The sequence below is a fragment of the Klebsiella sp. Lac1 genome (assembly GCF_009825425.1).
GTDB lineage: Bacteria > Pseudomonadota > Gammaproteobacteria > Enterobacterales > Enterobacteriaceae > Klebsiella > Klebsiella electrica.
The window spans coordinates 735,167-757,938 of sequence record NZ_VJZJ01000002.1; the positions used below are offsets into that span (position 1 = coordinate 735,167).

General features: G+C 55.9%; 19 protein-coding genes. 9 read left to right on the forward strand and 10 right to left on the reverse strand.

Annotated features, from left to right (window positions below; all coding sequences use genetic code 11):
- Positions 1-26 precede the first annotated feature (26 nt).
- The 9 genes from fdoI to fadE form a co-directional block, all read right to left on the reverse strand.
- The gene (gene fdoI, locus FNY10_RS18875; RefSeq protein ID WP_160702255.1) at positions 27-665 is read right to left on the reverse strand and encodes a formate dehydrogenase cytochrome b556 subunit; all 639 of its coding nucleotides are present in this window, start codon (positions 663-665) and stop codon (positions 27-29) included.
- Positions 662-1,564: a formate dehydrogenase subunit beta gene (fdxH, locus tag FNY10_RS18880; RefSeq protein WP_131050830.1), complete on the reverse strand. Its 903-nt coding sequence runs from the start codon at positions 1,562-1,564 to the stop codon at positions 662-664. The genes fdoI and fdxH overlap by 4 nt, the downstream gene beginning before the upstream one ends.
- Before the next feature lie 12 nt (positions 1,565-1,576).
- On the reverse strand, positions 1,577-4,627 hold the full coding sequence (gene fdnG, locus FNY10_RS18885) for a formate dehydrogenase-N subunit alpha (RefSeq protein ID WP_141965284.1): 3,051 nt from the start codon (positions 4,625-4,627) through the stop codon (positions 1,577-1,579).
- 198 nt (positions 4,628-4,825) lie between these two features.
- Positions 4,826-5,596 (reverse strand): amidohydrolase, encoded by a 771-nt coding sequence (locus FNY10_RS18890; protein ID WP_141965283.1) that lies wholly within the window; start codon positions 5,594-5,596, stop codon positions 4,826-4,828.
- Between the two features lie 271 nt (positions 5,597-5,867).
- Positions 5,868-7,217 carry a GntP family permease gene (locus FNY10_RS18895; protein ID WP_100684762.1) on the reverse strand — a complete coding sequence of 450 codons (1,350 nt, stop codon included), beginning with the start codon at positions 7,215-7,217 and terminating at the stop codon, positions 5,868-5,870.
- Between the two features lie 43 nt (positions 7,218-7,260).
- Positions 7,261-9,228, reverse strand: coding sequence for a YjhG/YagF family D-xylonate dehydratase (locus tag FNY10_RS18900; RefSeq protein ID WP_141965282.1), 1,968 nt, complete (start codon positions 9,226-9,228; stop codon positions 7,261-7,263).
- A gap of 11 nt (positions 9,229-9,239) precedes the next feature.
- A complete protein-coding gene (locus FNY10_RS18905; protein WP_141965281.1) occupies positions 9,240-10,145 on the reverse strand; it encodes a dihydrodipicolinate synthase family protein in 906 nt (301 codons plus the stop codon).
- Between the two features lie 4 nt (positions 10,146-10,149).
- Positions 10,150-10,938 (reverse strand): IclR family transcriptional regulator, encoded by a 789-nt coding sequence (locus FNY10_RS18910; protein ID WP_131050418.1) that lies wholly within the window; start codon positions 10,936-10,938, stop codon positions 10,150-10,152.
- Between the two features lie 277 nt (positions 10,939-11,215).
- Positions 11,216-13,660 (reverse strand): acyl-CoA dehydrogenase FadE, encoded by a 2,445-nt coding sequence (gene fadE / locus FNY10_RS18915; RefSeq protein ID WP_131050417.1) that lies wholly within the window; start codon positions 13,658-13,660, stop codon positions 11,216-11,218.
- Positions 13,661-13,898: 238 nt separating this feature from the next.
- Between fadE and lpcA the strand changes: the two genes are divergently transcribed.
- Both lpcA and FNY10_RS18925 read left to right on the forward strand, forming a co-directional pair.
- Positions 13,899-14,480: a D-sedoheptulose 7-phosphate isomerase gene (lpcA, locus tag FNY10_RS18920; protein WP_004099149.1), complete on the forward strand. Its 582-nt coding sequence runs from the start codon at positions 13,899-13,901 to the stop codon at positions 14,478-14,480.
- A gap of 108 nt (positions 14,481-14,588) precedes the next feature.
- Positions 14,589-15,356 carry a class II glutamine amidotransferase gene (locus FNY10_RS18925; RefSeq protein ID WP_100684757.1) on the forward strand — a complete coding sequence of 256 codons (768 nt, stop codon included), beginning with the start codon at positions 14,589-14,591 and terminating at the stop codon, positions 15,354-15,356.
- Here the strand turns inward: FNY10_RS18925 and dpaA are convergent.
- Positions 15,327-16,067: a peptidoglycan meso-diaminopimelic acid protein amidase gene (gene dpaA, locus FNY10_RS18930; protein WP_131050416.1), complete on the reverse strand. Its 741-nt coding sequence runs from the start codon at positions 16,065-16,067 to the stop codon at positions 15,327-15,329. The two genes, FNY10_RS18925 and dpaA, sit on opposite strands and share 30 nt — an antisense overlap.
- Before the next feature lie 413 nt (positions 16,068-16,480).
- Here dpaA and FNY10_RS18935 point away from each other — a divergent pair, with 413 nt between their 5' ends.
- The 7 genes from FNY10_RS18935 to nqrM are packed head-to-tail and all read left to right on the forward strand — an operon-like array spanning position 16,481 to position 22,540.
- Positions 16,481-17,824 carry a Na(+)-translocating NADH-quinone reductase subunit A gene (locus FNY10_RS18935; RefSeq protein ID WP_100684755.1) on the forward strand — a complete coding sequence of 448 codons (1,344 nt, stop codon included), beginning with the start codon at positions 16,481-16,483 and terminating at the stop codon, positions 17,822-17,824.
- Positions 17,825-17,827: 3 nt separating this feature from the next.
- Positions 17,828-19,066 (forward strand): NADH:ubiquinone reductase (Na(+)-transporting) subunit B, encoded by a 1,239-nt coding sequence (locus FNY10_RS18940; RefSeq protein ID WP_100684754.1) that lies wholly within the window; start codon positions 17,828-17,830, stop codon positions 19,064-19,066.
- A complete protein-coding gene (locus FNY10_RS18945) occupies positions 19,059-19,853 on the forward strand; it encodes a Na(+)-translocating NADH-quinone reductase subunit C (RefSeq protein ID WP_100684753.1) in 795 nt (264 codons plus the stop codon). Before FNY10_RS18940 ends, FNY10_RS18945 begins: the two co-directional genes overlap by 8 nt.
- Entirely contained in the window at positions 19,846-20,484 is a 639-nt protein-coding gene (locus FNY10_RS18950; protein ID WP_141965278.1) for an NADH:ubiquinone reductase (Na(+)-transporting) subunit D, read from the forward strand. Before FNY10_RS18945 ends, FNY10_RS18950 begins: the two co-directional genes overlap by 8 nt.
- A gap of 3 nt (positions 20,485-20,487) precedes the next feature.
- Positions 20,488-21,087, forward strand: coding sequence for an NADH:ubiquinone reductase (Na(+)-transporting) subunit E (gene nqrE, locus FNY10_RS18955; protein WP_100684751.1), 600 nt, complete (start codon positions 20,488-20,490; stop codon positions 21,085-21,087).
- An 11-nt stretch (positions 21,088-21,098) separates the two neighbouring features.
- Positions 21,099-22,322 (forward strand): NADH:ubiquinone reductase (Na(+)-transporting) subunit F, encoded by a 1,224-nt coding sequence (nqrF, locus tag FNY10_RS18960; RefSeq protein WP_100684750.1) that lies wholly within the window; start codon positions 21,099-21,101, stop codon positions 22,320-22,322.
- Between the two features lie 2 nt (positions 22,323-22,324).
- Positions 22,325-22,540 (forward strand): (Na+)-NQR maturation NqrM, encoded by a 216-nt coding sequence (gene nqrM, locus FNY10_RS18965; RefSeq protein WP_004858255.1) that lies wholly within the window; start codon positions 22,325-22,327, stop codon positions 22,538-22,540.
- Positions 22,541-22,772 lie beyond the last annotated feature (232 nt).

Below are 22,772 nucleotides of genomic sequence, written 5' to 3' on the forward strand. Positions count from 1 at the left end.
TCAGAAAAGCTCTCGTACTGACTTTATCAATCTTTGCTGGTCGAAGGCTGTTTCTCTTTCACTTCGCGATACCAACGCGGGTGATGTTTCTTCGCCCATGTTTTGCTAACCCAGCCCTCCACCATCGCGGTAATGGTGCCTTTCACCCACAGGGCGGCGTAAATATGCACCATAATAACCACAATCAGGGCAACGGCGGCAAATGAATGCAGCATCAGCGCGAAGCGGATCACCGGGATTGAGAACGCCGGCGCAAAATACGGACGCCAGATGATCACGCCACTCGCCAGCAGCAGCACCAGCAAGATAATCGCCGCCCAGAATACGCACTTCTGGCCGAAGTTATAGCGCCCGGTGTCACCCACTTCCTCGTTGACGACGATCTTACGAATATTCTTCGCCCAGAAGATATCATCCCGGTTGATGAGGTTATGGTGCCAGTAGCGGAAAAACATGATGATGAACGACGCGAACATGATAACGCCGACAAACGGGTGCAGTATACGCGCCAGCTGCGGTGTCCCCATGATCTGCATCAGCCAGTTGAAGGACGGAAAGAAAAAGCCCAGTCCGCTCACCGCCGCCAGCACGAAGCAGAAGGCGGTGACCCAGTGGTTGATGCGTTCCGGCGCCGTGTAGCGCACGATGGTGTCACGTCTTTTCATTTGCGCACCTCGTCATTCTCTTCATGCAGGTTGTCCTCTTCCTCTTCCGCACGGTTCGGACCGACCCCGACATAGTGGAAGACGCTGGCGGCGAAAGTCGCGGCGAATCCTACCGCCGCGAGCGGTTTCCAGATACCTTTCCAGAACTTCACGGTGGCGCTGATTTCCGGGTTCTCCGGCAGGCCGTGATACAGATTCGGTTTGTCGGCGTGGTGCAGCACGTACATCACGTGCGTGCCGCCGACGCCGGCCGGATCGTACAGGCCCGCGTTGTCGTAACCACGGGTTTTCAGTTCAGCGACGCGCTCGCCTGCCAGCGTTTTCATATCCTCTTTGGAGCCAAAGTGGATAGCGCCGGTCGGGCAGGTTTTCACACAGGCAGGCTCCTGACCCACGGTGACGCGGTCGACGCACAGCGTACATTTGTAGACGCGGTTGTCTTCCGGGTTCAGGCGCGGCACATTGAACGGGCAGCCGGCGATACAGTAGCCGCAGCCGATGCACTGCTCGGACTGAAAATCCACGATACCATTGGCATACTGAATGATAGCCCCTTCCGACGGGCAGGCCTTCAGGCAGCCGGGGTCGGCGCAGTGCATGCAGCCATCCTTACGGATAAGCCACTCCAGTTTGTCGTTCTGCTCCACTTCGGAGAAGCGCATCACCGTCCAGGATTTGGCGGTCAGATCCGCGGGGTTGTCGTACACCCCGACGTTGTGACCGACTTCATCGCGGATATCGTTCCATTCTGAACAGGCGACCTGACAGGCTTTACAGCCAATACAGGTGGTGACGTCGATAAGCTTCGCGACTTCCTGCTGGTGGTCCCGCGCCTGAGGCGCGGGAGTGAAACCGTTAGTCGCGGAACGACGAATAATGTCTTGCGATTGATAAGCCATAAGTCGTCTCCGTTACACCTTTTCCACGTTCACAAGGAAAGCTTTGTATTCCGGAGTTTGCGAATTCGCATCGCCCACTGAAGGCGTCAGCGTGTTCGCCAGGAACCCTTTCCGGGTCGCCCCCTCAAAACCCCAGTGACAGGGAATGCCGATCGTATTGACCGTACGCCCATCGATGGTCAGCGTTTGCAGACGTTTCGTCACCACCGCTTTGGCCTTGATAAAACCGCGTTTCGAGACGATTTTGACTATGTCGCCGCTCAAAATACCTTTCTCTTTAGCCAGATTTTCGCCGATTTCAATAAACTGCTCCGGCTGGGCGATGGCGTTCAGACGCGCATGCTTGGTCCAGTGACGGAACAGTTCGGTGATCGAATAGGTGGTCGCTACATACGGGAACTCATCCGCATGACCCATATTCGCCAGATCATCGCTAAAGATCCGCGCCACCGGGCTGGAGACTACCTTCGGGTGGAGAGGGTTAGTACCAATCGGCGACTCTATTGGCTCATAGTGCTCAGGGAAGGGGCCATCGTTCATTTTGTTCAGGGAGAACAAACGGCCCACCCCTTCAGGGTTCATGATAAACGGCCCGACGTTGCTGTCCGGTGCCGCCAGGCTATAGTCGGCGACATCCATTCCCGCCCAGCGTTTACCGTCCCAGTGCAGCAGCGCGCGCTGCGGATCCCAAGGCTTACCCGCCGGATCGGCGGATGCGCGGTTATACAGGATGCGGCGGTTAGCCGGCCAGGACCAGGCCCAGCCGGGCGTACAGCCCAGCCCGTAAGGATCGCTATTATCACGATTCGCCATCTGGTTGCCCTGTTCAGTCCAGCAGCCGCAATAGACCCAGCAGTAGCTGCTGGTGGAACCATCATCCTTCAATTGCGCAAAGCTGCTGAGCTGCTGGCCTTTTTTGACGATAACCTGGCCCTGGTCATCAACAATATCGCGCAGCGCTTTACCATTGGCCTCACGGGCCACCTCTTCCGGCTGCGGGTCAAGGGGATCGTGATAATCCCACGACATATTCAGCACCGGCGCCGGGTTGGCGCCGCCTTCCTGCCGATAAAGATCGCGCAGGCGCATAAACAGGCGGCCGAGAATTTTGCCGTCGTGGAGCGCTTCGCCCGGCGGTTCGGCCGCCGCCCAGTGCCACTGCAGCCAGCGGCCCGAGTTGGCAATCGAGCCGTTCTCTTCGGCGAAACAGGAGGATGGCAGACGGAAGACTTCGGTCTGGATATCTTCAGGACGAACGTCGTTCATCTCACCGTGGTTCTGCCAGAAGTTCGACGACTCTGTCACCAGCGGGTCAATCACCACCAGGTACTTGAGCTTTGCCAACGCGCGGGAAGATTTGTTCTTATCAGGAAACGCCGCCAGTGGGTTAAAGCCCTGGACAATATAACCATTGATTTTTCCCTGCGTCATCAGCTCGGCCTGAGTCATCACATCGTATAGCCGGTCCCATTTCGGCAGCCAGTCATAGCCCCAGTTGTTCTCCGCTGTTGCCGAATCGCCCCAGAAACTCTTCATCATGCTGACGAAAAATTTCGGCGTATTTTGCCAGTAGTTAACTTCACCCGCGCCTAAGGCCGCAGGGGTGATTTGCGCAATATAGGTTTGATAATCCGGCTGTTTTTCCGATGGTAACGGCATATACCCCGGCAGATTGGTGGAGAGTAGCCCCAGGTCGGTATAGCCCTGAATATTGGAGTGCCCGCGCAGCGCGTTAATCCCGCCGCCGGCCATGCCGATATTGCCCAGCAGCAGTTGCAGCATCGCCGCGGCACGGATGGTTTGCGCGCCCGCCGTATGGTGGGTCCAGCCGAGGGCATATAAGATAGTGGCGGTGCGATTCGCCACGCTGGTGCTGGCCAGAAGCTGACAAATGCGCAGGAAATCGTCGATCGACGTTCCGCACAGGCGGTTGACCATTTCCGGGGTGTAGCGCTCGACATGCTGCCGCATTAGATTCCAGACGCAGCGCGGGTGGCGATAGGTTTCATCGCGCATGGCGAAACCGTTCTCATCCAGCTCGTAGTTCCAGCTGGTTTTATCGTACTGCCGTTGTTCAGGATCAAAACCGCTGAACAGCCCGGCATCGAAAGCATAATCTTCGCGCACGATCATGCTGGCGTTGGTGTAGTGGCGCACGTACTCATGCTGCACCCGATCGTGCGCGATCAGATAGCGAATGACGCCAAGCAGGAAGGCGCTGTCGGAACCGGCGCGGATCGGCGCGTACAGATCGGCTACCGCCGCGCTGCGGTTAAAACGCGGATCCACGACGATGACCGTCGCATTATTTTTAATTTTGGCTTCGATAACCCATTTAAAGCCAACCGGATGTGCTTCCGCCGCGTTGCCGCCCATAATCAGCACAACGTTGGCGTTTTTGATATCCACCCAGTTGTTGGTCATCGCCCCACGGCCAAAGGTCGGCGCCAGCGCCGAGACCGTCGGGCCATGGCAAAGACGCGCCTGGCAGTCAATCGACACCATCCCCAAGGCGCGGGTAAATTTGCCGTCGAGGATCCCGGTCTCATTACTCGCCGCCGAAGAGCACAGCATGCCGGTGGTCAACCAACGGTTCACGGTGACGCCCTGGGCATTCTTTTCGATAAAGTAGGCATCGCGGTCGTCCTTCATTAACCTCGCGATGCGATTAATCGCCTCATCCCAGCTGATGCGCGTCCATTTATCCGCCCCCGGAGCCCGATATTCCGGATAGCGCAAACGGCTGTCGCTATGGATATAGTCCAGCACTCCGGCACCTTTCGGGCACAAAGAACCGCGGCTCACCGGATGATCGGGATCGCCTTCAATGTGGTAAATACTTTCACGTACGTTCTTCGCGTTATCCCCGAGGCTATACATGATGATGCCGCAACCCACCGAGCAGTAGGTGCAGTTATTACGGGTTTCTTTGGATTTTAATAGCTTATATTGACGCGTCTCGGCGTTAGCGGAAAACGCAGGAAGAAAACCAAGCGATGCTACGGTTGTCCCTGCCATCCCACCCACGCAGATGCGAAAGAACTGCCTGCGACTGAGCTCCATTGTATCTCCAGCTTAAACTTAAGACAGGAAAGGGTGCAGCGATTATAAGGTTATTTTGCAGGGCTGCGCCAGAAAACCGGCGTATTAATGCTGTGACCGCAAGCACAGCTAAGCTCATCCGGGGCCATTTGCGGTGGCGGCGTTTTCAAAAACGAAAGGGAAACGCTTTTCCCCTCGATGACGAGGGGGAGAGGGAAATTAATCCAGGCTAAACGGATCGGCATCCTGCCAGGCGGGGAATTTTTCGCGATACTCGTTGAGCGCGGTGAGCGACAGTTCCGCATCGAGGCGCGTGGCCTGGTGAGGTTCTGCCGTTGCCAGAATTTCACCCTGCGGGCTGATAATGCGACTGTCTCCCCGGTAGTGGTGGCCATTTCCATCGGTACCGACCCGATTGCAGCCGGCGACGTAAGCCTGGTTTTCAATGGCCCTGGCGACCAGCAGCGACTGCCAGTGCAGCGAACGCGGCGCCGGCCAGTTGGCCACGTACAGCGCTAAATCGTAGTCGTTATGGTTGCGTGACCAGACCGGGAAGCGCAGGTCGTAGCAAACCAGCGGCAGGATCCGCCAGCCGCGCCACTCGAAAATGACCCGCTGGTTGCCCGCCGTATAATGATGATGCTCTTCGGCCATCCGGAACAGGTGCCGCTTATCATAAAAATGGGTTTTCCCGCCTGGCTCTACCAGCAGGAAGCGGTTAACCGGGCCGCGCTCGGTTTGCAGCGCAGCGCTCCCCGCAATCAGGGCATTGGTCTGCAGCGCTTTCGCCAGCATCCAGTCAATGACCTCTTCCTGCGGTAGCGACTGTTTCGCGGCTTCCATAGCGAAGCCGGTGGTAAACATTTCCGGCAAAACAATCAGATCGCGCCCGCTGACACCTTCCAGCTGGCGATCGAAATGGCGCAGGTTGGCGGGACCGTCCATCCACACCAGCGGTTGTTGCAATAGCGTAATTTTCAGACCTGGCACAGTGGTGAACTCCATTATCATTAGGCGGTTATAGTTACTTTAACACCATATCAGTCTCTGGATAGTCAGCGGAATATTTTGTTAAAGAAATGCTAATTCTGGAAACGATTTGTGTGGGGAAGGTGTTGCCAGAGGCAAAGGGGGAGGCAAGCCGCAAAGACGGGTTGGCGCGGATTGACTCACGCGGCTTTTTTAGTTCTACGATGGTGCCCCGTAAACCCGGGCCCGCGAGGGGAGTTTAAGGGGCACTGCGTGAGGCATGGCGCGTGGCTTAAAGCGCCATGCTGGCCAACAGAATGAAGATCAGGCCGCAAAGAGATAGCATTGTTGACATTAACGTCCAGGACAGTAAGGTTTCCTTGATAGTCAGGCCGAAGAAATCCTTTATCATCCAGAAGCTTGCATCATTGACATGCGAGCAAATGCAGGAGCCTGCGCCCGTCGCCAGAGTAATCAAGGCCAGGTTTGTATTTGGGTGTGCAGACAGCAAAGGGATCACCAGGCCGGCGGTGGAGATAGCGGCAACCGTTGCGGAGCCGAGACAAATCCGCAGAAAGGCCGCCACTCCCCACGCCATCAGAATGGGGTTGATATCCGTGCCTGCCACCAGCGTCGAAATATACTGGCCGACGCCAGAATCAATCAGCACCTGTTTGAATGCGCCGCCGCCGCCGATAATCAATAACAGACCGGCAATACCCGCAATCGCTTTCCCGCAGGAGTCCATCAGTTCCGGAATCGTTTTGCCTCTCCCGAGCCCCATGGCCCAAATGGCGAACAGCAGCGAAATCAGCATCGCGATCGTCGAGTTTCCTAAAAACAGGAATACGGAATAGAGCATACCGGGGTCGCCTGCGTCTTTTGGCCGGACCATTTGCATAATGGTGACCAGCGCCATCAGGATAACTGGCAGCATGGCAGTCAGAAAACTTATCCCAAACCCCGGCATTTCGCTTTCGCTAAAACTCTTTGTTGCCCCAAGGGACGCAATATTGCCTTCTTTGGCAAAGGCCTCCGGGATCAGCCGTTGGCATACTTTATTCAGCAGTGGGCCACAGAGAATAAAGGTTGGAATGCCTACGATGATGCCATAAATCAGCACGACACCAACATCTGCGCCATATTCTCTGGCGATGACGGTAGGGCCGGGATGAGGCGGCAGAAAACCGTGCGCCACTAACAAACCCGACAGCATTGGTACGCACATATACATCGGTGATATTTTGGCTTCCCTGGCGATGGCGAATAAAATCGGTACCAGCAGGATTAAACCAACTTCGAAAAATAGCGCAATACCGACAATAAATGCCGAAGTCACTACCGCCCAGTCCAGTCTTTTGACACCAAAATAGTTTAGCATGGTCAACGCAATACGTTGCGCGCCGCCGGCATCGGATAATAATCGTCCGAGCATTACGCCAAAACCGAATATCAAGCCGATATGACCCAGCGTGCCGCCTAGTCCGGATTCGACAGACACGACGACCTTATTCAGGTCCATGCCGCTGGCAATAGCTACGGCCAATGAAACAATAATTAATGAAACAAAAGTATTGAGTTTTATTTTTATGGTTAAAAGCAGGAGTACAGCGATACCTGCCACAACAATTAATAGTGGCATAACGTCCTCTCATTAATAATATTAAATAGTTTTAATTATTCCTTCAGGATTTTTTCATATGCTGATGCAGTGCTGCGCTGATTTTATGAACGTCGTAGATGCAGCCACGCCAGGTTCCGCCGCTTACTGCCTGGAGCATCGCCCAGAGTTGGGTATCATCTGGTAAATCAGGATCGGGCATTAAATCAGGATGGCTGCTTCTGCCATTTAATATAATAGTCGCCTCCTCTCGTGAGGGGAGAGTCTGAGCGTTAGCGAGACCCAGAAAATTGACCTCTCCCTGGAGTTGTTTGCAGTCGATTTTAATTTCGATGAGATCCCCGCTGCGTAATTTCCCGATGGCGCCGCCGGCCAGTGCTTCCGGCCCAACGTGGCCAATACAGGCGCCGGTGGAAACACCAGAGAATCGGGCGTCGGTAATAAGAGAAACATGTTTCCCATAGGATAAATGCTTCAACGCGCTGGTCACCTGATAAGTTTCCTCCATCCCGGTGCCGGACGGCCCTGCGCCGATAATAACCAGAATATCGCCCGCTTTAATTTTGTCGTGTTTGATATCATAAATGGCGGTTTTCTCCGAGAGGTACACCTTCGCCACGCCCTGATGATAATAAATACCCTCTTCATTAATGACCGAGGGATCGATGGCCGTGGATTTTATGACCGAGCCCTCCGGAGCGATATTTCCGACCGGGAAGGTCATCGTGGAGGTTAACCCGCGTTTTTGCGCCTGTTGCGCAGACATGATGACCTCCTGGGGATCAACCTGCTCCTGGCTGAGCAGCAGGTTTTTAAATATCTGCCGACGTTCGGAGCGCTGCCACCAGTCGAGATTTTCCCCTAGCGTACTGCCCGTTACGGTCATGACATCCTCATGCAGAAGACCCAACTGGCGCAGATGCAGCATCACTTCAGGTACGCCGCCAGCCATAAAGGCCCGTACGGTTGGGTGATAAACCGGGCCATTGGGCAGTACGCTGACCAGGCGCGGCACCTGTTTATTTATGCGTATCCAGTCCTCCACCGTCGGAATATGGCAGCCCGCCTGATGGGCAATCGCCGGAATGTGCAGCAGGAGATTGGTGGAGCCGCCGAATGCCGCGTGGACCATCATGGCGTTTTCAATCGCGCGATCGGTGAGGATATCCTTCGTCGTGATGCCCTTCTGGCTCAGCAGCAGCGCGGCCCGCGCTGATGCCCTGGCGATCTCCGTCCAGACCGGTTCACCTGAAGGCGCCAGCGCAGAATGAGGAATCGCGAGGCCGAGGCCTTCAGCGACGACCTGCGAGGTGCCTGCGGTTCCGAGGAACTGGCAGCCGCCACCCGACGACGCGCAGGCCTGGCAGCCCGCCCGACGAGCGTCCTGCAGCGATAATTCGCCGTTGGCAAAACGCGCGCCGATAGTCTGCACCTTGCCGTTATCTTCGCCATGTAAAGCCGGCAGCGTGGCCCCGCCGGGGATCAATACCGTCGCTTTATCATGCTGCGATGCCAGCGCCATCATGGTCGCGGGCAGCCCTTTATCGCAGGTTGCCACGCCAATCACCGCTTTGGCTCCCGGCAGGGAACGGATCAGGCGGCGCATCACCATAGAGGCATCATTGCGATAAGGTAATGAATCGAACATGCCGGTGGTACCCTGCGTGCGTCCGTCACAGGGATCGGAGACATACACTGCATAAGGCAGGGCGTGATGGTTTTTGATGACCTCCGCTGCCGCTTTCATCTGGATGTCCAGCTCGTAATGTCCCTGATGAAGCGCCAGCGCGACGGGTTTGCCGTCCTGCCCGCGCAGCCCCCCCAGCGTGCTAAGCAGCAGGATACCCTCCTGATTCAATTCATCCGGCGACCAGCCCATCCCGGCATTCATGGTCATGCCAAAAATATCGCCGCTAGGGCGATTGATTAGCATATCCCCGGTCAGCGGCAGTTCGCCCTGCGGACCCGGCGCGTGGGTTCTGACGCGGTAGATGTCCGGGTTATCACCAGCAAAAATATCGTCAATAGACATCGAATGCCTCCTCATGATGTTAAAATGCCCTGCGCGGCCAGCAGCTCGCGAACCCGTGCTTTCGCCTCTTCCGACGCCTCCAGAATCGGCGGCAGGCAATAGGTATTCACCCGCAGCCCCACACACTGCATGGCATATTTGATCAGGGAGACAAACGGTGTTTCCAGCGAGTAGATAGCCGGTAGCTGCAGCAATTTTTTATTCAGCGTCGCCGCGGTCGCGAGATCGCCATCTTGCCAGGCGCGAAAAATGCCGACAGACAGTTCCGGCGCGAAGTTTGCGCTGGCGGTAATGGCGCCATCCCCGCCCAGCAGCAGGTTATTGAGTAAATGGTCGTCGAAGCCGCAGAACACGGAGAAATCGGGGCGCACGGCTTTGATGGTGTTAATCATCGCCCGCAGGTGGCCGACGCTGTCGATTGTGTCTTTAATCCCGACGATATTTTCATTTTGCAGCGCCAGCCGTTTGACGATATCGGGGGTGAGATCCTGGCCGGTGAGGTCCGGGAAGTTATAAACGATAGCTGGCAGGCGGACGCTGCTGGCGATGCGGTGGTAATAGTCTTCAAGATTGCTGGCGGCAACTTTCCAGTAATAGGGGTTAATAATCACGATGCCGTCCGCACCGCTGGTTTCGGCGTGTTTTGCCAGTTCGACCGCTTCGTCAGTGGAGGGGGAGCCTACGCCAATTAATACCGGAACGCGCCCGCCAACCGCCGCGATTGCTGCCTCGGCGAAGTCCATCCTTTTTCCGGCGTTCATCTGACTGAATTCACCGCCGGTTCCCAGATAAAACAAGCCGTCGACGCCTTTCTTAATAAGAAAATCGGCGACGTCTGCTAAGGCTATTTTATCAATGTTACCGTTGTCATCGAACGTCGTGGAGACCGGTGGAATAATTCCCCTGAATTTTTTCATTAGATCAATTTCCTTTTCTTAAATATTCATTTTCGTTTCTATAACCCAGACCATGCGAGATCTGATCGGCGCATTGCCTGAGCAATTCGAGATAGCCATCGATCTTCTTTCCCGAATAAACGATTGGGTCACCCGATAATGAAATGGCATAATTCACGCGATGATACATATCGAAAACCGGCATGCTCAGGCATACGGCCCCGTTGGTCGATTCTTCATTATCTATCGCCCATCCTCTGAGACGCGTTTTCTGTAGCTCTTCACGAAATAACTTTTTATCAGTGAAGGTATTGTTAGTGTGCTTTTTCAGAATTAAAGCATCGAGAAAATAATCCATCTCTTCTCGCGGCTTCCAGGCCAGCAGCGCCTTACCAAGCGCGGTAATATGTAATTCTAGCTTTTTACCGATCCAGCTTTTTTTCGTCGGTACGGAATCCGGGCTCTCGACTTTATCCAGGTAAATGGCGGAGTAACTCTCCATAGCCCCTAAATGGCAGACCAGTCCGCTTTTCAATGAAAGCTCCTGCATCGGGCGCTTGGTTACCTCGAATATGTTTTTCCTGTGCAGCGACTGGCACCCAAGTTCGTAATTTTTTATGCCGAGCGAGTATTGATTACGCTCACTTTTTATTAAAAATCCGCAGTCGACCATGGCATTTAATAAATTCAGTAGGCTACTTTTCGGGTACTGGAATTCTTTTAGCAGCTCCATAAAACTGGCCGCCCCGACATAAGCAATATGGGTCAGAATTTTTTCTGCCCGGATTAATGAATTACATCCCTTACCGCCCATAACGGCCCCCGTTTCTTGTTGGTATAAAGCCTATCGACTCTGGAAAGCGGAAAATACGCCTTGTTCAGCAGGCTGAACCGAGTTGCAGGAGGGAAACGTGATCTACGTAGGTATTTTTATTATTGCGCGGGAATCTGCTGCGCGTGGCGCTGGCCGATTGGCCGCCTGTCGCGCGAGTGCGGGAAATGATTTTTTGCGTAACCGGAGGGCAAAGCAGGGTAAAAAAAAGAGGCGGAGGAAAGCCCCCGCCCCGATCGTGATGTGATTAATTTATTATTCAGGCCGCTTCAATCTTGCGGACTTTCTCCGGTAGCTTTACCGGCTTCGTCGCCAGCTCATCGGCTGCGAAATCATCAACGTTAATGCTGCGCAGACGGCTGGTTTCCGCACGGGTCAGAATATCGGCTTCATCCTGATTGATTAAACCTTTCGCCAGCGCGTTACGGGCCAGTTCATCCAGACGGGTAAACGGCAGGTTTTTGCCCAGCTCTTTGCAGATACGCTGATGAATCGGATCGGCGGCCATGACCTCGATCAGCGCCTCTTCCAGCAAACCGACCGGGTTATGTTCACTCGGGGTCAGGTACTGACCGCGGCCGATACGTGAACGCGTCGCGCTAGGGACCTGCAGGATTTTCGCCACTTTATGATCCAGCTTATCGGACGGCGCGTTGTAGTGACGGCCGGTCGGGAAGATAGCCATGCGCAGGGCGCCCGCGACAAAACGGTTCGGGAAGTTCTTCAGCAGATCGTCAATCGCCTGTTCTGCCTGATATAACGCATCCTGAACGCCCCAATGGACCAGCGGGAGGTCGGCTTCATTGCGCCCTTCATCGTCATAGCGTTTCAGCACCGCAGAGGCGAGATAGAGCTGGCTCAGGACATCGCCGAGACGCGCCGAGATACGCTCGCGACGCTTCAGGCTACCGCCCAGCACCGCCATGGAGACGTCGGAAAGCAGCGCCAGGTTCGCGCTCAGGCGGTTCATATGCTGGTAGTAACGGCGGGTCGCGTCTTGGGTCGGCGTGCTGCTTGTCAGCCCCCGGGTCAGGCCCAGCCAGAAACTGCGGACTTTGTTACTGCCGACGTGACCGATGTGCTTAAACAGCAGTTTGTCGAAAGCGTTAACATCGTTATTTTGCGCGGCAGCCATTTCATCCAGTACATACGGATGACAGCGAATCGCCCCTTGACCGAAGATCATCATGCTACGGGTCAGGATATTAGCCCCTTCCACGGTGATGGCAATGGGCGCGCCCTGGTAGGCACGGGCGAGGAAGTTACCTGCGCCCAGCATGATGCCTTTCCCGCCGGTGATATCCATGGCGTCAATAATTGAGCGCTGGCCGCGATGGGTGCAGTGGTACTTGACGATGGCCGACAGCACCGCCGGCTTCTCTCCCAGCATAATGCCGTAGGTAATCAGCGAGGCGGCGGCATCCATCACGTATGCGTTACCGGCAATACGCGCCAGAGGCTCTTCGATGCCTTCCATTTTACCGATGGAGATTTTGAACTGGCGACGAATATGGGCATAGGCGCCGGTCGCCATCGCCACGGATTTCAGTCCGCCGGTGGCGTTAGACGGCAGGGTGATGCCGCGTCCCACGGACAGGCATTCCACCAGCATCCGCCAGCCTTGACCGGCCATCGTTGGGCCGCCGATGATGTAGTCGATGGGGACAAAGATATCTTTACCCTGGGTCGGACCATTCTGGAACGGCACGTTCAGTGGGAAGTGGCGGCGGCCAATTTCAACGCCAGGAGTCGAGGTTGGGATCAGCGCACAGGTGATACCCAGCTCCTCTTCTCCCCCCAGCAGACGGTCAGGATCGGAGAGTTTAAAGGCCAGACCCAATACGGTCGCGATAGGCGCGAGGGTGATATAACGTTTGTTCCAGGTCAGGCGCATGCCCAGTACCTGCTCGCCTTGCCATTCGCCCATGCAGACGACGCCGCTATCCGGGATAGCGCCGGCGTCGGAGCCTGCTTCCGGGCTGGTCAGCGCAAAACACGGGATTTCCTGACCCCGCGCCAGGCGCGGCAGATAGTGGTTTTTCTGCTCTTCAGTACCGTAATGCTGCAACAGTTCGCCCGGGCCTAAGGAGTTCGGCACGCCGACGGTAATCGCCAGGATCCCGGAAACGCCGGAGAGCTTTTGCAGCACCCGTGACTGGGCGTAAGCGGAGAATTCCAGGCCGCCGTACTCTTTCTTAATGATCATCGCAAAGAAACGATGCTCTTTCAGAAAGGCCCACAGCGCTGGCGGCAGATCGGCCATTTCATGGGTAATTTCAAAATCGTTCGCCATGCGGCAGGCTTCTTCTACCGGGCCGTCGATAAACGCCTGTTCTTCGGCAGTCAGGCGCGGCTGCGGATAGTTGTGCAGTTTCTGCCAGTCCGGCGTCCCGCGAAACAGGTCGCCTTCCCACCAGGTCGTGCCTGCGTCGATGGCCTCTTTTTCGGTACGCGACATCGGCGGCATCACCTTACGGAAGGCGCGGAAGGCCGGTGCCGAGAAAATGGACTTGCGCATCGGCGCAAAGTTGAACGGCAGCAGAATAATCGCCAGCGGCAGCAGCAGCCAGATATTCCACAGCCCGGCAACGCTGAGCGTCGCGGTCCAGACGAGCAAAATCACACTGCTCAGCAGGAGACTAATTCGGTGATAGAAGAGTGCGCCGAGTAAAACAACGGTTGCAACAATACTCAAAATCATCATAGAGAAATGCTCCCTGTCTTGTAGGAGGTCTGACCACTTTTGATGATATGGTTGTAGTGGATGTTATTGTCTTTAGCAATGTGTTTACAAAATAATTACAACCTTGCTCACATTGTTGTATGTAAATGCGGCACGTAAAATCAAAACCCCGGCGGATTACGTCGGCTGCTGCTTCTCGCTTCGGCGCCTATCCGGTACACTGCCAGGGTTATTCCAACCATACTGAAGGATTATCCTCATGTACCAGGATCTTATTCGTAACGAACTGAACGAAGCGGCGGAAACGCTGGCTAACTTTCTGCAGGACGAAGCCAATATTCACGCGATTCAGCGTGCCGCGGTGCTGCTGGCTGATAGCTTTAAGGCCGGTGGTAAAGTCCTCTCCTGCGGTAACGGTGGTTCCCACTGCGATGCGATGCACTTTGCTGAAGAACTGACCGGGCGCTATCGTGAGAATCGCCCTGGCTACCCGGCGATTGCGATTTCTGACGTTAGCCACCTGTCCTGCGTCAGTAACGATTTTGGCTATGAGTACGTCTTCTCCCGCTACGTCGAGTCCGTGGGTCGCGCCGGCGATGTGCTGCTGGGGATCTCCACTTCCGGCAACTCCGGCAACGTGATTAAGGCGATTGAGGCTGCCCGCGCGCAGGGGATGAAGGTCATCACCCTGACCGGTAAAGACGGCGGTAAAATGGCGGGTTCCGCCGATGTTGAGATTCGCGTACCGCATTTTGGTTATGCCGATCGTATTCAGGAAATTCACATTAAAGTGATTCATATTCTGATTATGCTGATCGAAAAAGAGATGGTTAAGGCCTGATGACATGGTGTCGGGTGGCACGGTGCGTGCCCGACCAGCGGGCTGAGTTGTAGGCCGGGTAAGCTGCGAGCCCACCCGGCACTGCCTGAAAGTGCGAAGAGGTGATGTATGTGCGAATTGCTCGGGATGAGCGCGAATGTGCCAACCGATATTTGTTTTAGCTTTACCGGGTTGGTCCAGCGCGGTGGAGGCACCGGCCCGCATAAAGATGGCTGGGGTATTACCTTTTATGAAGGTAAAGGCTGCCGCACATTTAAGGATCCGCAGCCCAGCTTCCAGTCGCCGATTGCGAAACTGGTCCAGGACTATCCCATCAAATCGTGCTCGGTCATCGCCCATATTCGCCAGGCTAACCGCGGTATCGTTGCGCTGGAAAACACCCACCCCTTTACCCGCGAGCTGTGGGGACGCAACTGGACCTATGCGCATAACGGCCAGCTAGAGGACTATGAGTCCCTGGATACGGGCAATCTCCAGCCGATCGGCGAAACCGACAGCGAAAAAGCTTTCTGTTGGCTGCTGCACTGCCTGACCGAGCGCTATTGCGGGAGTCCAGATGATATGGTTGAGGTGTTCCGCTTTATCGCTACCCTGGCGGGTTCGCTGCGGGAAAAAGGCGTCTTCAATATGCTGTTGTCGGACGGACGTTACGTGATGGCGTTTTGCTCGACCAATCTGCACTGGATAACGCGGCGGGCGCCGTTTGGCGTGGCAACGCTACTGGATCAGGACGTAGAAATCGATTTTCAACGGGAGACCACACCCAACGATGTGGTCACCGTTATCGCCACTCAGCCGCTGACCAGCAACGAGACCTGGCATAAAATCATGCCAGGCGAGTGGGCGTTATTTTGCCTCGGGGACCGTGTAGTTTGACGCCAGCTGTGGCTGGATAACTTCATGGCTAAGCGGTTTGCTGACGATATAGCGGCCATCGGCCACTGAGATAACCGGTGGCTTGTGGGTTTGCTGGAAATAGTCGTAGCCTGGCTTCAGCTGTTTCCAGAAATCCGCATAGTAGGAGTATTTGTGGCGCTCCATATTGGCGTTGGTCATGCGGAAAGGATAAATGCTGACCTGCACGCTGGACTGGCCGAACACTAACGCGCCGGTTACAAACTGGAAAATCTCATCAATGCCGGTATCGGTCATCGCGTAGCAGCCGATGGAGACGCAGGCACCGTGAATCATCAGGTACTTACCCTCATAGCCGTGGGCGCGATCGTAGGCGTTCGGGAAGCCGATATTAATGGCTTTATAGAAACGGCTGTCAGGCTTGAGCTGACTGCGCGCCACGGAATAGAACCCTTCCGGGCTTTTGAAGTCGCCCTGACGCTGCTTCGGCCCCAGACCGCCGGAATAGTTACAGATCCGGTAGCTGTCGAGTAGCTGGTAGGTTTCGCCCATTTTGACGTAGAGATCGAGCGTGCGCTCTTCTTTGAAGATCTCAATGTAAACCGGGGAACCCATTAATTGTTGCTTATATTCTTTGCTAACCGGCGTCATCGAGCCGCCATTGCTGAGTAACCCAGCAAATGAAACGCACGGCAACAGAAGCATCGCAATAAATAATGCGATTTTGCGCATACTGCTTATTCCTTGATAAATCAAAAACCACATTGCCAGGACGGCAAGAGATACCCGAAATCAGACTTTTCTGGATTTAGAGCGCTCACATTAGCATCACGGCAGTTTTTCGCAAGCGCCGCCGCGCCGCGTTTACAATTTAGTTGTCCTTTATAGCGAATCTGGCCGCAAAGCGCAGTCAGAACTTTGCGCAACAGGTCTCATTTTACAGCTTGTTAGTCGTGGTTTATCTACAGCCTTCGCTCACAAAATGTTACACTTACGTTGATTAACGATCAGGGTAAGAAAGGATGCTTCTCTCCCGTCTTGCGCGTCACCAGGACCGCGATTTTCCTTTTTTCTCTGGTTTCCCATCCATGTTGCTGGCCTCGCTCTGATGGCGGGGGTTTAGATTACGGATACCTGCTAACAATATGATTAAAATCACAAAAGGGCTTAATTTGCCCATAGCTGGCATGCCATCACAGCAGATTACTTCGAAAGTTGCGGTTAAACGCGTCGCGCTGTTGGGCGAAGAGTACGTCGGTATGCGCCCTTCCATGATGGTTCGCGAAGGTGAGCGGGTACAAAAAGGACAAACTCTGTTCGAAGACAAAAAGAACCCCGGCGTTTGCTTTACCGCACCTGCGGCTGGGGTGATTGGTGCCATCCATCGCGGCGAACGTCGGGTTCTGCAATCCATTGTTATCGATGTCGACGGCGATGAGGCGGTCTCTTTTTCCCGCTATGCGCCAGGCGACCTGGCGGGATTATCGCGGGAAACCGTGCAGCAGCAGTTGCTGATGTCCGGCCAATGGACGGCATTTCGCACCCGTCCGTTCAGTAAAACACCGGCACCGGGCAGCGTACCGGCGGCGATTTTCGTGACCGCTATCGATACCAACCCGCTGGCGGCAGATCCGCAACCGATTATTCTGGCCCGACGTGAGGCCTTTGACGCGGGGCTCACCGTGCTCACCAGCCTGACGGATGGCAAAGTGCATGTCTGTCAGGCCAGCGGCGGCAAGCTTGGCGGCCATCCGTCAGGGAAGGTGACATTTAACCAGTTTGCCGGGCCGCATCCGGCCGGGCTGGCAGGCACCCATATCCATTTCCTTGAGCCCGTCAGCCTGAACAAACAGGTCTGGCATCTTAACTATCAAGATGTTATCGCCATTGGCCGGCTGTTTCTCGACGGGGAACTTTACAGCGAACGGGTGATTGCGCTCGGGGGCCCGCAGGTTAAAGAGCCGCGGCTGATCGAGACCTGCTGCGGCGCCAGTCTTGATGAACTGCTGGCCGGTGAGCTGCTGGACGGTGAAAGCCGGGTGATTTCCGGCTCGGTGCTGAGCGGCATCCACGCCCAGGGGCCGTATGCGTTCCTTGGCCGCTATCACCTGCAGGTGAGCGTGGTGAAGGAAGGGCGCGAGAAGGAGCTGTTTGGCTGGGCGATGCCGGGGAAAGACAAGTTTTCGATTACCCGCACCACGCTCGGACATTTTCTCAAACACAAACTGTTCAATTTCTCAACGGATACCCACGGCGGCGAGCGGGCGATGGTGCCTATCGGCAACTACGAACGCGTGATGCCGCTGGATATTCTGCCGACGCATCTGCTGCGAGACTTGCTGGTGGGAGACAGCGACAGCGCGCAGGCGCTGGGCTGCCTGGAGCTGGATGAAGAGGATTTAGCGCTCTGCACCTACGTCTGCCCGGCAAAATATGAATACGGCCCGCTGCTGCGTGACGTCTTAACCCGCATTGAGCAGGAAGGATAAGTGATGGGTTTGAAAAATCTGCTGGAAAAAATTGAGCCGCATTTCACCCACGGCGGCAAACTGGAAAAGTACTACCCGTTGTATGAGGCGGCGGCGACCATTTTCTACACGCCGGGTCAGGTGACGAAAGGGGCTTCTCACGTCCGCGATGCCATCGACCTCAAGCGTATGATGATCCTGGTGTGGCTGGCGGTGTTCCCGGCGATGTTCTGGGGCATGTATAACGTCGGTCTGCAAACCATCCCGGCGCTGCACAAACTCTACGGCGCGGAGCAACTGCAGCAGGTGATCGCCAGCCACTGGCACTATAGCGTGGCGCAGCAGTTGGGGGTGGACTTTGGCCCGAATGCGGGCTGGCTGAGTATGATGGGGCTGGGCGCCGTGTTCTTCCTGCCCATTTATCTCACCGTGTTTATCGTCGGCGGCTTCTGGGAAGTGCTGTTCGCCATCGTGCGTAGGCACGAAATCAACGAAGGCTTCTTTGTTACCTCCATTCTGTTCGCACTGATTGTGCCGCCGACGCTGCCGTTGTGGCAGGCGGCGCTGGGCATCAGCTTTGGCGTGGTGATTGGCAAAGAAATCTTCGGCGGTACCGGGCGTAACTTCCTTAACCCGGCGCTGGCCGGGCGCGCATTCCTGTTCTTTGCCTGGCCGGCGCAAATCTCCGGCGATCTGGTGTGGACGGCGGCGGACGGTTTCTCCGGCGCCACGCCGCTTTCTCAGTGGGCGAGCGGCGGCGGTGAAACGCTGGTCAATGTCGCCAGCGGCCAGCCGATCGGCTGGATGGAGGCGTTCCTCGGCAATATCCCGGGCTCCATCGGCGAGGTTTCGACGCTGATGATCCTGATTGGCGGCGCGATTATTCTCTTTGGGCGTATTGCCTCCTGGCGCATTGTCGCCGGGGTGATGATCGGCATGATTGCCACGGCGACGCTGTTCAATCTGATAGGTTCCGCCACTAACCCGCTGTTCGCCATGCCGTGGTACTGGCATCTGGTGCTCGGCGGTTTCGCCTTCGGCATGATGTTTATGGCGACCGATCCGGTGTCGGCGTCGTTTACGGATAAAGGGAAATGGGGCTATGGCCTGCTGATCGGCGTGATGTGCGTGCTGATTCGGGTGGTTAACCCGGCCTATCCGGAAGGGATGATGCTGGCGATCCTCTTCGCCAACCTCTTCGCACCGCTGTTCGATTATCTGGTGGTGCAGGCCAATATTAAACGGAGGAAGTCGCGTGGCTGAGAAGAAAAGTAACGATAGCACCGGCAAAACGCTGCTGGTGGTGCTGGTGCTTTGCCTGGTCTGCTCCATCGTGGTCGCCGGCTCCGCCGTGGGTCTGAAGTCGCGCCAGCAGGAGCAGCGCGAGCTGGACAAACAACGCAATATCCTCGCCGTGTCCGGGCTGATGACGCCGAGGATGAGCGCTGACGAGGTGGAGGCCGTTTTTGCCGCCCGCATCTCTCCGCGGCTGGTGAATTTAGCCAGCGGCGAGCTGCTGGACAAGGACCCAGGCAAGTTCAATCAGGCGCAGGCGCTGAAAGATCCTGAGCAGAGCATTACGCTGGACGCCAGCCAGGATCCGGCGGGTATCAAACGTCGGAGCAATATCGTCGAAATTTACCTCGTGCGCGATGAGCAGCGGCGAATTCAGGAAGTGATCCTGCCGATTTACGGCAACGGTCTGTGGTCGATGATGTACGCCTTCGTGGCGCTGGGCACCGATGGTCGTACGATTAAAGGGCTGACGTATTACGATCATGGCGAAACGCCGGGGTTGGGCGGCGAGGTGGAAAATCCCAACTGGCGTCAGCAGTTTATCGGCAAGCAGGTGCTGGATGATAGCGGCCACCCGGCGCTGAGGGTGGTGAAGGGCGGGGCGCACCCGGGGGATATCCACGCCGTTGACGGCCTGTCCGGGGCGACGCTGACCGCGAATGGCGTACAGCATAGCTTTGATTTCTGGATGGGCGAACTGGGCTTCGGCCCGTTTCTGAAAAGAGTGCGTGAGGGGGAACTGAATAATGGCTGAAGCAGGCGATACGAAAGAGATGAAGCGCGTGCTGGTGGGGCCGCTGCTGGCCAATAACCCCATTACGCTGCAGGTACTGGGCGTCTGTTCGGCGCTGGCAGTGACCACTAAACTGGAAACCGCGCTGGTGATGACCATTGCGGTAACGCTGGTGACCGCCTTCTCCAGCATGTTTATCTCGATGATCCGTCATCACATCCCCAACAGCGTGCGTATGATCGTACAGATGACGATCGTGGCCTCGCTAGTGATTGTCGTCGACCAACTGCTGCGTGCTTTTGCCTATGAGACCTCCCGGCAGCTGTCGGTCTTTGTCGGGCTTATCATCACCAACTGCATCGTGATGGGGCGGGCGGAAGCGTACGCCATGAAGTCGCCGCCGCTGGCCAGCTTTATGGACGGTATCGGCAACGGACTGGGCTATGGCGCCATTCTGATGGTTGTCGGCTTCCTGCGCGAACTTATCGGCAGCGGCAAGCTGTTTGGCATGACCGTGCTGGAGACGGTGCAGAACGGCGGCTGGTATCAGCCGAACGGCCTGTTCCTGCTGGCGCCGAGCGCCTTCTTCATCATCGGTTTGCTGATCTGGGCGCTGCGCAGCTGGAAGCCGGAACAGCAGGAAAAGGAGTAAACGATGACGGCTCACTATCTTAGCCTGTTTGTCCGCGCCGTATTCGTAGAAAACATGGCGCTGGCCTTCTTCCTCGGGATGTGTACCTTCCTGGCGGTGTCAAAAAAGGTCTCTACCGCCTTTGGCCTCGGCCTGACGGTCACCATTGTGCTTGGGCTGGCGGTACCGATCAATAACCTGATCTATAACCTGGTGCTGCGCGACGGGGCGCTGGCGGAGGGCGTTGATTTAAGTTTCCTCAACTTTATTACTTTTATCGGCGTGATTGCTGCGCTGGTGCAGATCCTCGAGATGATCCTTGATAAGTATTTCCCGGCGTTATACCACGCGCTGGGGATCTTCCTGCCGCTGATTGCCGTGCACTGCGCCATTTTTGGCGGCGTCTCCTTCATGGTGCAGCGTGACTACAACTTCCCGGAATCCATTGTCTATGGCTTCGGTTCCGGTATCGGCTGGACGCTGGCGATTGTCGCCCTGGCGGGCATCCGGGAAAGAATGAAATATGCCAACGTGCCTGCCGGTCTGCGCGGGTTAGGGATCACCTTTATTACCACGGGTCTGATGGCGCTGGGCTTTATGTCATTCTCCGGTGTGCAGCTATAAGGGCGGAAAATATGGAAATTATTCTTGGCGTGGTGATGTTTACGCTGATCGTGCTGGTGCTGTCAGGATTGATCCTGGTGGCGCGTTCGAAGCTGGTCAACGCCGGCGATGTGGTGATTGAAATCAATAACGAAGCGGATAAACAGATCCGCACCCCGGCGGGCGATAAGCTGCTGAATACGCTGGCCAGCAACGGAATTTTTATCTCTTCTGCCTGCGGCGGCGGCGGTTCCTGCGGCCAGTGCCGGGTGACGGTGAAGGAGGGGGGCGGTGATATTCTGCCAACCGAACTTTCCCATATCACCAGGCGCGAGGCGAAAGAGGGCTGCCGTCTCGCCTGTCAGGTCGCGGTGAAGCAAAACATGAAGATCGCGCTGCCGGAAGAGATTTTTGGCGTTAAAAAATGGCAGTGTGACGTTATCTCCAATGATAACAAAGCGACGTTTATCAAAGAGCTGAAGCTGCGCGTGCCGGACGGCGAAGTGGTGCCGTTCCGCGCCGGGGGATATATCCAGATCGAGTGTCCGTCGCACAAGGTGGCGTATGCTGACTTCGACGTGCCGGACGAGTATCGCGCGGACTGGGATAAATTTAACCTTTTCCGCTATGTTTCCGAGGTTAAAGAGCCGACGCTGCGCGCCTATTCGATGGCGAACTATCCGGATGAGAAGGGCATCATTATGCTCAATGTGCGTATCGCGACGCCGCCGCCGAAAGTGCCGGATGCGCCGCCGGGGATCATGTCTTCGTATATCTGGTCGCTGAAAGCTGGCGATAAGGTGACGATTTCCGGGCCGTTTGGCGAGTTCTTCGCGAAAGAGACTGACGCCGAGATGGTCTTTATCGGCGGCGGTGCCGGGATGGCGCCTATGCGTTCGCATATTTTCGATCAGCTGAAACGGCTGCACAGCAAGCGCAAAATCAGCTTCTGGTACGGTGCGCGTTCGCTGCGTGAAATGTTCTATGGCGATGAGTTTGAGCAGCTGGCAGGTGAAAATCCGAACTTTACCTTCCACGTGGCGCTTTCCGACCCGCTGCCGGAAGATAACTGGAACGGCCACACCGGCTTTATTCACCATGTGCTGTATGAAAACTACCTGCGCGATCACCCGGCGCCGGAGGAGTGCGAGTTTTATATGTGTGGGCCACCGGTGATGAATGCCGCAGTGATCAAGATGCTAAAAGATCTTGGCGTTGAGGATGACAACATCATGCTGGATGACTTTGGAGGTTGATGATGCTGACGGTGTTTGTGGCAACCTTTGTCATTTTCGCGCTGGTTATTCTGGGGATGTCTTTGGGATATCTGATAAAGCGTAAAAGTCTCCAGGGCAGCTGCGGCGGCATTTCATCGCTGGGGCTTGAGAAAGTCTGCGACTGCCCGGAGCCTTGCGACGCACGTAAAAAGCGCATGGCTCGCGAAGCGCAGCGCCAGCAAAATCGGATCCTCTGAATTTGTCGTTTCTACAGGCCGTGCCGCCGGGCAAAACGCCAGGTGACGCTGTGCTAACCCGGCCTGTTATCCTGTGGTTTTGTAGGCCCGGCAAACGCCGTGCCGCCGGGCAAAACGCCGGGTGACGCTGCGCTAACCCGGCCTGTTATCCTGTGGTTTTGTAGGCCCGGCAAACGCCGTGCCGCCGGGCAAAACGCCGGGTGACGCTGCGCTAACCCGGCCTGTTATCCTG